The following is a 13716-nucleotide window of genomic DNA, read 5'->3' on the forward strand; positions in this document are numbered from 1 at the left end:
CCTGGCCCTATCTGAAGTCAATCTGTGTAATCTGCGTAATCTGCGTAATCTGCGGATAATAATCACCCTCACATGTTCGGGTAGTTGGGGCCGCTGCCGCCCTCGGGGACGGTCCAGAGGATGTTCTGGGTGGGGTCCTTGATGTCGCAGGTCTTGCAGTGGACGCAGTTGGCGGCGTTGATCTGCAGCCGGGGGCCGCTCTCATCGTCCACGATTTCGTAGACGCCGGCCGGGCAGTAGCGCTGCTCCGGCGCACCGTACTCGGCCAGGTTGACCCGGATGGCCGCCTCCGGGTCCCGGAGCCGGAGGTGATCCGGCTGGGACTCCTCGTGGGCGGTGTTGGCCAGGTAGACCGAGGAGAGGCGATCGAAGGTGAGGACCCCGTCGGGTTTCGGGTATTCGATGACGGGCATCCCGGCGGCGCGCCTCAGCCGGGCATGATCCGCGCCGTGGTGGCGCAGGGTCCAGGGGGCGCGGCCACGGAACAGCCAGGTATCCAGGGCGCTGTAGGCGATGCCGCCCCACAGCCCCCAGCGGAAGGCGGGGCGGATGTTGCGCACCCGGTTCAGCTCCTCCCAGACCCAGGTTCCGCGCAGACGTTCGGGATAGTCCCCGATCTCGGCGCCGCCGCCGGCGTCGCCGCAAAGCGCGTCGAACAGCGCCTCGGCGGCCACCATGCCCGATTTCATCGCCGTGTGGATGCCCTTGATCTTGGCCACATTGAGAAAGCCGGCGCCGTCCCCCGCCAGCGCCCCGCCCGGGAAGGCGAGCTTCGGAATCGACTGCAGCCCGCCTTCCGACAGCGCGCGGGCGCCGTAGCTGACGCGGCGCCCGCCGGCGAAGGTGTCGCGGATGGCCGGGTGGGTCTTGAACCGCTGGAACTCCTCGAAGGGGCTGAGGTGGGGATTCTCGTAGTCGAGCCCCACCACGAACCCCACCGCCACCAGGTTCTCCTCCAGGTGATAGAGGAAGGAGCCGCCGTAGGTGCGGATGTCGAGGGGCCAGCCGACGGTGTGGATCACGGTGCCGGGCCGGTGGCGCTCCGGAGCCACTTCCCACAATTCCTTGATGCCGATGCCGTAGGTCTGGGGCCCAGCGTCCTCGCGAAGGCCGAACCGCGCCTCCAGCTCGCGGGTCAGTGAGCCGCGGCAACCCTCCGCGAACAGTGTCTGCCGGGCATGCAGCTCCACGCCCGGCTGGAAGTTGGGACCGGGCTCGCCGTCACGGGTGCGCCCCATGTCGCCGGTGGCCACCCCGCGCACGCTGCCGTCACCGGCGTAGAGCACCTCGGCCGCGGCGAAGCCGGGAAAGATCTCCACCCCCAGCGCCTCGGCCTGCTCCGCCAGCCAGCGGCACAAGTTGCCGAGACTGATGATATAGTTGCCGCGATTGTGCATCTGCGGCGGGGTGGGCAGGCGTACGGCCCGCTCCCGGGTCAGGTAGAGGAAGCTGTCGTGCCCGGCCGGGGTGTTCAGCGGCGCGCCGCGCTCGCGCCAGTCGGGCAGCAGCTCGTCGAGCGCCCGCGGCTCCAGCACCGCGCCGGAGAGGATATGGGCACCGACCTCGGAACCCTTCTCGAGGATGCAGACCGAGAGCGCGCTCTCCTGCTCCGCAGCCAGCTGGCGCAGCCGGATCGCGGCGGCCAGGCCGGCGGGACCGGCGCCCACGATCACCACGTCGAACTCCATCACGTCCCGCTCCACGCACTCCTCCTCTGCCACTGGCCGGCGGCCGAAACGCCGGACCCGGCGCTTGATTGACGTTTACGTTAACGTCATTATACTGGCCAACACCTGCTGTCAATGCAACCTGACGGGGCCCGGCCAGGGACTGCGCCGGCAACACTCCCTGCGGCACCCCCGCCCCCTATGCCAGAGCGAGCCCGCAGCATGAAAATACTCGTCCCAGTCAAGCGCGTGGTGGACTACAACGTCAAGGTCCGGGTGAAAGCGGACCAGAGCGGCGTGGAGACCGCCAACGTCAAGATGTCCATGAATCCCTTCGACGAGATCGCCGTCGAGGAGGCGGTGCGCCTGAAGGAGGCCGGCAAGGCCGGGGAGGTCATCGTCGCCTCCCTCGGACCGGCCCAGTGCCAGGAGACCCTGCGCACGGCCATGGCCCTGGGCGCCGATCGCGGCCTGCTGGTGGAAACCGACGCCGAGCTCCAGCCCCTGGCGGTGGCCAAGCTGCTGAAGACGCTGGTGGAGCGGGAGCAGCCCGGGCTGGTCATTCTCGGCAAGCAGGCCATCGATGACGACAGCAACCAGACCGGGCAGATGCTGGCCGCCCTCCTCGGCTGGCCCCAGGGCACCTTCGCCTCCGGGGTCGCCCTCGGCGAGAACGGCGTGGAGGTCACCCGCGAGGTGGACGGCGGCCTCGAGACCCTGGCGCTCGACCTGCCGGCGGTCATCACCACCGATCTGCGCCTGAACGAGCCCCGCTACGCCAAGCTGCCGGAGATCATGAAGGCCAAGCGCAAGCCCCTCGATCGCCTGACGCCCGATGAGCTGGGCGTGGACATCGCCCCCCGCCTCGCCACCCTGAAGGTGGCCGAGCCGCCGAAGCGCCAGGGCGGAACCAGGGTGGCCAGCGTCGCCGAGCTGGTGGACAAGCTGCGCAACGAAGCGAAGGTGATCTGATCATGCGTGCCCTCGTCATCGCCGAACACGACAACCGGGTCCTCCGGCCCTCCACCCTGAATACGATCACCGCCGCCCGCCGCGTGTGCGGGGAGGTGACGGTGCTCGTCGCCGGGCGCGACTGCGGCGCCCTGGCCGAGTCCGCCGCCGCCGTGACGGGCGTCAGCCGCGTCCTGGTGGCGGACGCCCCGCACCTGGACCATCCCCTGGCGGAGGACCTGGCGGCCGTGACCGTCGCCGCGGCCGGGGGTCACACCCACCTGCTCGCCCCGGCCACCACCTTCGGCAAGAACTTCCTGCCCCGGGTCGCGGCGCTGCTGGACGTGGCGCAGATCTCCGAGGTGGTGTCCATCGAGTCTCCCGACACCTTCGTGCGTCCCATCTATGCCGGCAACGCCCTGGCCACCGTCCGCTCGGACGACCCGGTGAAGGTCATGACCGTGCGCACCACCGCCTTCGACCCGGCGCCGGCCAGCGGCGGCAGCGCACCCCTGGAGTACCTGGAGGTACCGCCGGCGGCGGGCGTCTCCCGCTACGTCCGCCAGGAGCTGACCGTCTCCGGGCGCCCGGAGCTGACCAGCGCCCGGGTCGTGGTCTCCGGCGGGCGCGGCATGGGCAGCGGGGAGAATTTCCGGCTCCTGGAGTCGCTGGCCGACCACCTCAACGCCGCCATCGGCGCCTCGCGGGCGGCAGTGGACGCCGGCTTCGTGCCCAACGACTGCCAGGTGGGCCAGACCGGCAAGGTGGTGGCCCCGGAACTCTACATCGCGGTGGGCATCTCCGGCGCCATCCAGCATCTGGCCGGCATGAAGGACAGCAAGGTGATCGTCGCCATCAACAAGGACGAGGAGGCGCCCATCTTCCAGGTGGCCGACTACGGGCTGGTAGCCGATCTGTTCCAGGCCCTGCCGGAGCTCGATGCGGCGCTGGCCGGCGACGGCTGACCCCTGGCGGCCGCCGATGGGGCGGGGAGCGGCGGCTCTGCACGCAGGGTCACTTCGTGATGGTGGCCCTGGACGAGGCCGGCAGGCCGACGCCTGTCCCAGGGCTGGGGTAGCGGCACCTGGTGCCGGGTTTGGCAAACCACCAGGCAGTACGAAAAAATAAATAATTTAGCGGTTGCTAATATTAGTTATTACTGATAGTCTCTCTTCCCAGTTGCACACCAAACCGACAGACAACAACTGGAGATAGACCATGAACAAGCTGACCAAGGCCATCGCCATCGCCGCCGTCCTGGGCGCCTCTTCCCTGACCGCCACCTCCGCCAGCGCCTGGTGGGGCGGCAACCCGTTCTTCGGCAACGGCAACGGTTACGGCGACGGCGACTTCTCCTTCAGCATGCGTGGCAACGCCCGCGGCAACGGCTACGGCTACAACAACCCCTACTACGGCTACGCCCCCTACGGTTATGCCCCGTACGGCGCCGCCCCTTACGGTGCCGCCCCTTACGGCGCTCCCTACGGCGCCCCGGTCGCTGTGGCCCCGCAGGCCCCGCAGGCCGAAACCAAGTAAGACCCGTACCGGTCCATCCGGTAGCGAAAGGGGGTGGCTTCGGCCACCCCCTTTTTTGTTTGTCAGACAGGATTTACAGGATTAACTGGATTAACTGGATTTCCGAGAGTGTCAGGTTTTAAATTTCACGTTCTTTCGAAGAACTCAGGCTTTACCCAAAGATATTCGAAGCCGGTCCTCGCCCATTCCGATGCCGGGACGGGGGTCCATCCGGCCACCCAGACCTTATGGCCTGCCACATAAAGTCTCGCGCACAACATCATGTTAATACTGTAAATCCTGTCTATTCATCTTTCCACTCCGTCTATTCCCGAAACCCGACCAAGGGCAGATCCCGCTCCACCGCCCAGGCCTGCCAGGACTCGGCGTCACGGGCCCTGAACGCCTGCTCCAGCCCCTCCCGGGTCAGCTCCGCCAGCCCCAGCTGTGCCTGCAGGCGGGCCCGGAAATGGGGCTCCAGCGCCGCCACCGCCACCCAGCCGGTGCGCGCGGCATAGAGGCCGTATTCAGGCAGCGCGCCCGCCAGCAGCCCGCCGGCCGCGGTGAGCCCGAAGCGGAAGGGATCGCCGAACCCGGCCACCGCCTCGGACAGCGGCACCTCCGCGTACCCGCCCGCGCCGGTGTTCGTCCGGCCCAGCAGCAGGGCCAGCGCCGCGGTCACCGCGGTGGCGGCACCCGCCAGGTCCGCCAGCAGGGTGCGCGGCAGGTGCGGCGGTGTGAGCAGGCCTTCGACGGCCTGGTAGGTGAGATCGTGTCCCGCCTCGTCGGCACGGGATCCGGCGTAGCCGATGACCGCCACCCAGCACAGCCGCGGAAAACGCGCGGCCACGGCGCCCGGGGTCAGCTGCAGGCGCGCCAGCGCCGCCGGACGGCTGGCGGTGATGAGCAGGTCCGCCTCCGTCAGCAGCTCCTCCAGCTGCAGCCACCCGCCCTCGGCCTTCAGGTCCAGGGTCAGCAGCGCCTGTCCGCTCAGCAGCGCCTCGTACCAGGCGCGGCTGTAGCTCTCCAGGGGATCCCCCGCCGGCGGCTCCACCTTGATCACCTCCGCCCCGAGCGCCTGCAGGCGCCGGGCCGCCACCGGGCCGGGCACGTTCACCGCGAGATTGATCACCCGCACGCCCGCCAGGGGACGCAGCGCCTCGCCACCATTCGTCAGCAGTTCCATGTGGACTCCCGTGTTTGAGATTTGTCAGGACGCGACCTGCACTTCCCTTGGTATAGTTGGGCGCCGGGCAGCCAGTCGACCAGCCTCCGCCCGGCGACTTCAGGCATCGATCATACCGGGACTCCCATGGCGTCTTCCGACAAGGAACAGGAACCCACCCCGGGCCGCTGGCTGGCAGGCCAGCGCCACCTCGCCGGCACGGCCCTGAACCTGGCCGTGGGACTCGGCCTCGTCGGCGGGCTGCTCCTCATCTGGCAGGCCCACCTGCTGGCGCGGGTGGTGAACGGAGTGGTGGTGGACAGGGCGCCGCTGGAGACGCTCTGGCCCTTGCTGCTGGCCCTGCCGGCGATCTTCCTGCTGCGGGCGGCCATCGCCTGGAGTGCCGAGCAGGTCTCCTTCACCGCCGCGGCCCGGGTGAAGGTGGCCCTGCGGGATCGGCTCTATCGCCACCTGCAGGCCCTCGGCCCCGCCTATCTCTCCGGCGAGCGCAGCGGCGAGCTCACCAACCTGGTGGCCGACGGGGTGGAGAAGCTGGAGGCCTACTACGCCCGCTTCCTGCCCCACATGGCCCTCACCGCCCTGGTGCCGCTGGCCATCCTCGCCTTCGTCTTTCCGCTGGACTGGATCTCGGGCCTGGTGATGCTGGGCACCGCGCCGCTCATCCCCCTGTTCATGATCCTGATCGGCAAGGGCGCCGAGCGGCTCAACCAGCGCCAGTGGCGGCAGCTGGCGCGCATGAGCGCCCACTTCCTCGATGTCATCCAGGGCCTCACCACCCTCAAGCTGTTCAACGCCAGCCGCCGCGAGGCGGAGGTCATCGCCGCGGTCTCCGAGGCCCACCGCCGCAGTACCATGAGCGTGCTGCGGGTCGCCTTCCTCTCCGCCCTGGTGCTGGAGTTCTTCTCCACGGTGAGCATCGCCGTGGTGGCGGTGCTCATCGGCTTCCGCCTGCTGTGGGGGGAGATGGCATTCCTCCACGGCTTCTTCGTGCTGCTGCTGGCGCCGGAGTTCTACCTCCCGCTGCGCACCCTCGGCACCCACTACCATGCGCGCATGGAAGCCATCGCGGCGGCCGAACGGCTGGTGGAGGTGCTGGAGACCCCGCTCCCGCCGGCGCCCGGGGCGCCCCTGGCGCTGCCCCCGGAACGCCCACTGGGGGTGCGCTACGAGGGCGTGGGGTTCGCCTACCCCGGCGGCCGGACCGCGCTGGAGGCGGTGGATCTGGACCTGGCCCCCGGCGAGCGGGTGGCCCTGGTGGGCCCGAGCGGGGCCGGCAAGAGCACGGTGGTGAACCTGCTGCTCGGCTTCCTGCGCCCGGACGCGGGGCGGATTCTCGTCAACGGCGTCGACCTGGCCGGGCTGGAACGGGAGGCCTGGCTGCGGGAGGTGGCGTTCGTGCCCCAACGGCCGCGGGTCTTCCACGGCACGCTGCTCGACAACATCCGCCTGGGCCGGCCGGACGCCGATCCGGCGGCCGTGCGGGAGGCCGCCCGCCTGGCGCGGGCCGGGGAGTTCATCGACCGGCTGCCCCAGGGCTACGCGACCCCCGTGGGCGAGGGGGGGCAGGGACTGTCCGGTGGCCAGATCCAGCGCCTAGCGCTGGCGCGGGCCTTTCTCAAGGATGCCCCGCTGGTGGTGCTGGACGAGCCCACCGCGAGCCTCGACCCGGACAGCGAGGCGCTGGTGCAGGCGGCCATCGAGCGGCTGGCGGTGGGCCGCACCCTGCTGGTGGTGGCCCACCGCCTGGCCACCGTGCGCGGCGCCGACCGCATCGTGGTCCTGGACGGCGGCCGGGTGGTGGAGAGCGGCGCCCACCGGGAGCTCATGGCCGCTGGCGGCCTCTACCGGCGCATGGTGACCGCCTACGGGGGGACGGCATGAAAACGGTGCTGCGCCTGGGCCGCCTGATCGGCCCCTACTGGAAATGGATGCTCCTCGGGGTGCTCGTCTCCTTCGTCACCCTGCTGGCCAACGTCGGCCTGATGACCCTCTCGGGCTGGTTCATCGCCGCCATGGCCCTGGCCGGACTGGCGGGCGCGAGCATGAACTACTTCTCCCCCGCCGCCACCATCCGCGCCTTCGCCATCGTCCGCACCGTGGGGCGCTACGCCGAGCGGCTGGTGACCCACGAGGCCACCTTCCGGGTCCTGGCCCGGCTGCGGGTGTGGTTCTACGAGCACCTGGAGCCCCTGGCCCCGGCACGGCTGCAGTCATTCCGCAGCGGGGACCTGCTGAGCCGCATCCGCGCCGACATCGACACCCTCGACAACCTCTACCTGCGCATCCTGGTGCCGGTGGCGGTGGGCGCCCTGGGGCTGGCGGCGGCGGGCATCTTCCTGTGGCGCTACGAACCGCGGCTGGCCCTGGCCAACCTGGCGCTGCTGCTGGCGGCGGGGGTGGCGGTCCCGTGGCTGGTGACCCGGCTGGGCCGCGAGCCCGGGGAGACCCAGGTGCGGACCGGAGCCGAGCTGCGCGCCGCGGCGGTGGACGGACTGCAGGGGCTGGCGGAGCTGACCGTGTTCGGCGCCGCCGGCGCCCAGGCGGAGCGCCTGGACGGGCTGAGCCGGGAGCTGACCGCGGCCCAGGCGCGCATGAGCCGCCTGTCCGGGCTCTCCCAGGCGGCGCTGGGTCTGTGCGCCAACCTGGCCATGTGGCTGGTGGCCCTCATCGCCGTCCCCCTGGTGGGGAGCGGGACGCTGCAGCCGCCCGAGCTCGCCATGCTGGTGCTGTTCGCCCTGGCCAGCTTCGAGGCGGTCATGCCCCTGCCCCAGGCGTTCCAGATGCTGGGCCAGACGCTGGCCGCCGCCCGGCGCATCTTCGAGATCGTCGACGCCCGGCCCCAGGTGGCGGAGCCGGGGGGGCCGGCGCCGATCCCGGCCCACCACGGCCTGGAGCTGGCGGGCGTGGAGATGCGCTACGGGTCCGATTCTCCGCCGGCCCTCAGCGGCCTCGACCTGGACCTGCCCCCGGGCCGGCGGGTGGCGGTGGTAGGCGCCACCGGCTCGGGCAAGAGCACCCTGGTCAACCTCCTGCTGCGCTTCTGGGACTACCAGGCGGGCAGCATCCGGTTCGGCGGCCACGACCTGCGCGCCTACCCCGGCGAGGCGCTGCGCCGCCATTTCGCCGTGGTCTCCCAGGGCACCCACCTGTTCACCACCACCCTGCGGGAGAACCTGCGGGTGGCCGCCCCGGCGGCCTCCGACGGCGCCATGGAGGCGGCCCTGGAGACGGCCCAGCTGCTGGAGTTCGCCCGCACCCGGGCCGAGGGACTCGACACCTGGGTGGGCGAGGCGGGGCTGACTCTCTCCGGCGGCCAGGCGCGGCGCGTGGCCATTGCCCGGGCGCTGCTCAAGGACGCCCCCGTCCTGCTCCTGGACGAGCCCACCGAGGGTCTGGACGCCCCCACCGAGCAGGCCCTCATGGAAGCCCTCTACCGTCTCATGGAGGGCCGCAGCGTGCTCCTCATCACCCACCGCCTGGTGGGCCTGGAGCGGATGGACGAGATCCTCGTCCTCGACCGCGGCCGGGTGATTGAACGGGGCACCCACGCCGGATTGCTCGCCGCCGGCGGCGTCTACGCCGGCATGCACGCGCGGCTGGGGGAGTGAGTCAAACCCAATAATCCAATAGACAGGATTCACAGGATTGACGGGATTTATCCGGTACGGCGCAAGCCCCCGCCCGTCGGGACTCACCCGGCGCCCAGCGCCGATGACAGCTCCGCCGCCAGCAGATAGAGGCCGGTTCCGGCCAGGGTAGCCGAGAACAGCATTCCCTGGACCCTCATCGACCGCCGGGATGCGAGAACCCGACCCGCTACGCGCCCCAGCGCCAGCCAGCCGATGTTCGCCGTGATGTTGATCGCCATGAACCAGGCCATGAAGAGGGGAAAGCCATGCCCGGTCCTGTCCGGGAATTGGGCGAGAACCGCCGCAACCATCAGATAGAATTTCACGTTCAGCATGTTGAGCAGGAAGCCTGCCGTGAATCCCGGGCACTGCTCCGGTCTCTCCATACGCTCGACCGTAGCTCGGTAGAGCCTGAACGCGAGGTAGAAGATATAGGCGAGTCCGGCCAGGCGGATCGAACGATGCAAAAGCTCGTGCCGGAGTAGCATTTCATACAACCCGTACCCGGAAAAGCCTACGATCAGCAGCGCCGAACTGAGGATTCCCCCGTAGAACCGCAGGGCGCCCCGGAGCCCGAATAGCGAGGCGGAACCCGCCAGCGCGAGATTGGCCGGTCCCGGACTGAAGGCGAGCGGCGCCATCAGGCCAACGAACAATATGAACGCATCCATGTCCGCACCAGCCTCCGACAAGTGTCTGGAAAGCGATCCCAGACGGGCAGGATGAAAAAAACCGGAATCTATCCGCAGATTGCGCGGCAGATGAAGACGATTCTCGTGCGGATTGGGAGAGCCTGACTTGAAAGCAGGACCGGGTTCCCGGCAATGCGACTCAGTGGCGCCGTTCCTCGCACGCCTCTTCGCTCCGCAGTGACAGCAATTGGCATGGGCCTGTCCGCGGGCAGGGACAATCTGCGCGATCGGCGTAATCTGCGGATAACAGGTCCTGTCCTTTCATCCTGAAAATCCTGTCTATTCCGATCCTTGCAGTCACTCCACGTGGGCCCGCGTCCCCGGCGCCTCGGTGAACTCCCGCGAGGTGAGCGCGGCGCGGAGGTAGTCGCGGTTGAGGCGGGCGATGAAGCGCACCGGGATGCCCTCGGGGCAGGCGGCGCCGCACTCGTAGTGGTTGCTGCAGGCGCCGAATCCCTCCCGGTCCATGGCCTCCACCAGGGCGATGGCCCGATGGATGCGCTCGGGCTGCCCCTGGGGCAGGAGGCTGAAGTGGGTGATCTTGGCGGCCACGAACAGCATCGCCGAGGCGTTGGGACAGGCGGCCACGCAGGCGCCGCAGCCAAGGCAGGCGGCCGCGTCCAGCGCCGTCTCCGCGTCCTCCTTCGCCACCAGGTGGGTGTTGGCGTCGGGGGCGGAACCCGTGTTCACCGATGCGTAGCCGCCCGTCTGCAGCACCCGGTCCAGCGCGCCGCGGTCCACCACCAGGTCGCGGATGACCGGAAACGCCCGTGCCCGGAACGGCTCCACGGTGATCTCGGCCCCGTCCGGGAAGTGGCGCAGGTAGAGCTGGCAGGTGGTGGTCTCCGGGACCGGTCCGTGGGGAATCCCGTCGATGACCAGCGAGCAGGCCCCGCAGATCCCTTCGCGGCAGTCGGAGTCGAAGGCGATGGGCTCCTCCCCCCGCGCCACGAGCGTCTCGTTGAGCACGTCCAGCATCTCCAGGAAGGACATGTCCGGACTCAGGTCCGCCACCGGGTAGGTCTCGAACCGCCCCGGCGTGGCGGGCCCCGCCTGGCGCCAGATGTGGAGGATGACGTTCATTGGGCGTTGGTTAATGGTTAATGGTTAATGGTTAATGGTTAATGGTTAATGGTTAATGGTTAATAAACAGTGTAACCGCCTGTACGGCAACGAATACCTTTATCCTTTATCCTTTATCCTTTATCCCTTATCCCTTATCCCTTATCCAGAAACGCCCTGCCGTCGCGTGATGCCACAGCCAACATGCTTGAGTAATACATAAAACCTAATACCCAATACCTTCATTTATATGATCTTTCCGATGGCTTGACCGCCTCGAACTCCAGCGGCTCCGTGTGCCGGACCGGCTCCCTGTCCGTACCCGCCCACTCCCAGGCTGCCACGTGCCGGAAACGGCTGTCGTCGCGCATGGCCTCACCCTCGGCGGTCTGGTGCTCCTCGCGGAAGTGGCCGCCGCAGGACTCCTCCCGGGCCAGGGCGTCGCGGCAGACCAGCTCGGCGAACTCCAGGAAGTCCGCCACCCGGCCGGCCTTCTCCAGGGATGTGTTGAACTCGAGGCTGCTGCCGCAGACCCCCACCGTCTCCCAGAACTGCTCCCGCAGCGGCGGGATGCGCTCCAGGGCCTCGCGCAGGCCGGCGGCGCTGCGGGACATGCCGCAGTGCTCCCACATGATTTCGCCCAGTTCCCGGTGGAAGGATTCCACCGACCGCCTACCGCAGGTCTTCACCAGGCGCTGGATGCGGCCCTGCGCCCGCTCCTCGGCCGCGGCGAAGGCGTCCCCGTCGTCGCGGGGCGGATCGCGGGAGACGGCCGCCAGGTAGTGGCCCAGGGTCCTGGGCACGATGAAATAACCGTCTGCCAGCCCCTGCATCAGGGCGCTCGCCCCGAGCCGGTTGGCGCCGTGGTCGGAGAAATTGGCCTCGCCGATGACGAACAGGCCCGGGACCGTGCTCATCAGGTCGTAGTCCACCCACAGCCCGCCCATGGTGTAGTGGGCGGCCGGGTAGATGCGCATGGGCACCGACCAGGGATCCTCGCCGGTGATCTGCCGGTACATGGTGAAGAGGTTGCCGTAGCGGCTGGCGATCCTGTCGCGCCCCAGGCGTCCGATGGCCTCGGCGAAATCCAGGTAGACGCCGCGGCCGGTGCGGCCGACGCCGCGTCCCTCGTCGCACACCTGCTTGGCGGCCCGGGAGGCGATGTCGCGCGGGGTGAGATTGCCGAAGGCCGGGTAGCGGCGTTCCAGGTAGTAGTCCCGCTCGGCCTCGGGAATGCGGCCCGGCGGACGGGTGTCGCCGCCCGCCTGCGGCACCCAGATGCGGCCGTCGTTGCGCAGCGACTCGGACATCAGGGTGAGCTTGCGCTGGTTGGCGTGGCCGGCCGGGATGCAGGTGGGGTGAATCTGGGTGAAGCAGGGGTTGGCGAAGAACGCCCCCCGGCGCCAGGCCCGGAAGGTGGCGGTGACGTTGGAGGCCAGCGCGTTGGTGGAGAGGTAGTAGAGGTTGCTGTAGCCGCCGGTGGCGAGCACCACGGCATGGGCGGCGTGGCGGCGCACCGCCCCGCTGACCAGGTTGCGGCTGATGACCCCCACCGCGCGCCCCTCCTCCACCACCAGGTCGAGCATCTCGGTGCGGGAATGGAGCCGCACGGTGCCCGCCTGCACCTGGCGCATCAACGCCCCGTAGGCGCCCAGCAGCAGCTGCTGGCCGGTCTGGCCGCGGCAGTAGAAGGTGCGCGAGACCTGCGCCCCGCCGAAGGAGCGGTTGTCCAGCAGGCCGCCGTACTCCCGCGAGAAGGGCACGCCCTGGGCCACGCACTGGTCGATGATGTTGTTGCTGAGCTGGGCCAGGCGGTAGACGTTCGCCTCGCGGGCGCGGAAGTCGCCGCCCTTGATGGTGTCGTGGAACAGCCGCCAGACACTGTCGCCGTCGTTCTGGTAGTCCTTGGCGGCGTTGATGCCGCCCTGGGCGGCCACGGAGTGGGCGCGGCGCGGGGTGTCGTGGAAGAACAGGCACTCCACCTGGTAGCCCAGCTCGCCCAGGCTGGCCGCGGCCGAGGCGCCCGCCAGCCCGCTGCCCACCACCACGACCCGGTAACGGCGCTTGTTGGCCGGACTCACCAGGCGCAGCACGTCGCGGTGGCGGTCCCACTTCTCCACCAGGGGACCGGATGGTACCCGGGCGTCCAGTGTGCCGCGCCCCGCGCTCATCCGGCGCCTCCCGGCGCGCCACCCACCCACCCGGCCGCCACGGCCAGGGGGATGGTGGCGAAGGCCGCCACGATGATCAGCGCCAGCAGTCCCGAGAACAGGCACAGCAGCGTTTCATAGCTCTCGTGGTTGAAGCCCAGGGTCTGGAACAGGCTGCCGATGGCATGGCGCAGGTGCAGTCCGAGCAGGGCGAGGCCCGCCAGGTAGAGAAGCACCAGCCAGAACTGGCCGAAGGCGTGGATGACGCGGCCGTAGACATCGGCGCGCCCGCTGGGATCAACGGCCCGGAAGGCCTCCGGCTCCACCACGCCCAGGGTGAGGTGCAGCAGGTGAAAGGCGAGGAAGGCGAGCACCAGCCCTCCGCTCAGGATCATGGTCCGGGAGGCGTAGCCGGCCTCGCGGAGCTGGCGGCGCCGGTAGCCCGCGGGCCGGGCCTCCCGGTTCTCCAGCGCCAGCCGCACGGCGATGGTCACGTGGACGGTGAACAGCAGCAGCAGCCCGATGCGGAACAGCCACAGCAGCGGGTGGCCCTGCAGCCAGTGGGCGTAGGCGTTGAGCGCGTCCCGCCCCTGGAACAGGGTGAGGTTGCCGAGGGCGTGGCCGGCCAGGAAGGCCACCAGCAGCAGCCCGCTCAGTGCGGTCATCAGTTTGCGGCCGATGGAGGTGCCGAAGAGCCGGACGAGGCGGTTCATTCCCGCGCCCCGTCGAACCCGGGAGACGACTGTCCCACCCGGGGCGCACGCCGCCCGGGCGCCGGCGCGCAACGACACCGCGACCACACCGCGCGGCCTGGCCCCGGCTGCCCTCTCCTTCTTGTTCTGTGCGCCTTGGCGCCTTGGCGTT

At 69.6% G+C, this 13716-nt stretch carries 11 protein-coding genes; 5 read left to right on the forward strand and 6 right to left on the reverse strand.

Annotated elements, in window-relative coordinates; translation table 11 throughout:
• Positions 1–68 precede the first annotated feature (68 nt).
• Positions 69–1703 (reverse strand): electron transfer flavoprotein-ubiquinone oxidoreductase, encoded by a 1635-nt coding sequence (locus tag DFQ59_RS08130; RefSeq protein WP_114279147.1) that lies wholly within the window; start codon positions 1701–1703, stop codon positions 69–71.
• Positions 1704–1889: 186 nt separating this feature from the next.
• Between DFQ59_RS08130 and DFQ59_RS08135 the strand changes: the two genes are divergently transcribed.
• From DFQ59_RS08135 to DFQ59_RS08145, 3 genes are all read left to right on the forward strand, one after another.
• On the forward strand, positions 1890–2639 hold the full coding sequence (locus DFQ59_RS08135) for an electron transfer flavoprotein subunit beta/FixA family protein (protein WP_114279148.1): 750 nt from the start codon (positions 1890–1892) through the stop codon (positions 2637–2639).
• A gap of 2 nt (positions 2640–2641) precedes the next feature.
• Positions 2642–3583 (forward strand): electron transfer flavoprotein subunit alpha/FixB family protein, encoded by a 942-nt coding sequence (locus DFQ59_RS08140; protein WP_114279149.1) that lies wholly within the window; start codon positions 2642–2644, stop codon positions 3581–3583.
• Between the two features lie 253 nt (positions 3584–3836).
• Positions 3837–4154: a sulfur globule family protein gene (locus DFQ59_RS08145; protein ID WP_114279150.1), complete on the forward strand. Its 318-nt coding sequence runs from the start codon at positions 3837–3839 to the stop codon at positions 4152–4154.
• Positions 4155–4458: 304 nt separating this feature from the next.
• On the opposite strand, the gene DFQ59_RS08150 is transcribed toward DFQ59_RS08145, so the two are convergent.
• A complete protein-coding gene (locus DFQ59_RS08150; protein WP_211314830.1) occupies positions 4459–5319 on the reverse strand; it encodes a CoA transferase in 861 nt (286 codons plus the stop codon).
• A 126-nt stretch (positions 5320–5445) separates the two neighbouring features.
• Here DFQ59_RS08150 and cydD point away from each other — a divergent pair, with 126 nt between their 5' ends.
• Both cydD and cydC read left to right on the forward strand, forming a co-directional pair.
• Complete coding sequence (cydD, locus tag DFQ59_RS08155; protein ID WP_114279151.1) at positions 5446–7200, forward strand: thiol reductant ABC exporter subunit CydD; 1755 nt, start codon at positions 5446–5448, stop codon at positions 7198–7200.
• Positions 7197–8927, forward strand: coding sequence for a thiol reductant ABC exporter subunit CydC (cydC, locus tag DFQ59_RS08160; RefSeq protein WP_114279152.1), 1731 nt, complete (start codon positions 7197–7199; stop codon positions 8925–8927). Before cydD ends, cydC begins: the two co-directional genes overlap by 4 nt.
• A gap of 83 nt (positions 8928–9010) precedes the next feature.
• Here the strand turns inward: cydC and DFQ59_RS08165 are convergent, their stop codons facing one another.
• The 4 genes from DFQ59_RS08165 to DFQ59_RS08180 form a co-directional block, all read right to left on the reverse strand.
• Positions 9011–9619, reverse strand: a complete 609-nt coding sequence (locus DFQ59_RS08165; RefSeq protein ID WP_114279153.1) for a LysE family translocator — start codon at positions 9617–9619, stop codon at positions 9011–9013.
• A gap of 318 nt (positions 9620–9937) precedes the next feature.
• Positions 9938–10723 (reverse strand): succinate dehydrogenase/fumarate reductase iron-sulfur subunit, encoded by a 786-nt coding sequence (locus DFQ59_RS08170; protein ID WP_114279154.1) that lies wholly within the window; start codon positions 10721–10723, stop codon positions 9938–9940.
• A gap of 221 nt (positions 10724–10944) precedes the next feature.
• A complete protein-coding gene (locus DFQ59_RS08175) occupies positions 10945–12873 on the reverse strand; it encodes a fumarate reductase/succinate dehydrogenase flavoprotein subunit (RefSeq protein WP_114279155.1) in 1929 nt (642 codons plus the stop codon).
• The gene (locus DFQ59_RS08180) at positions 12870–13565 is read right to left on the reverse strand and encodes a succinate dehydrogenase cytochrome b subunit (RefSeq protein ID WP_170142086.1); all 696 of its coding nucleotides are present in this window, start codon (positions 13563–13565) and stop codon (positions 12870–12872) included. The genes DFQ59_RS08175 and DFQ59_RS08180 overlap by 4 nt, the downstream gene beginning before the upstream one ends.
• Positions 13566–13716: the final 151 nt, after the last annotated feature.

It is taken from the genome of Thioalbus denitrificans, assembly GCF_003337735.1.
GTDB lineage: Bacteria > Pseudomonadota > Gammaproteobacteria > DSM-26407 > DSM-26407 > Thioalbus > Thioalbus denitrificans.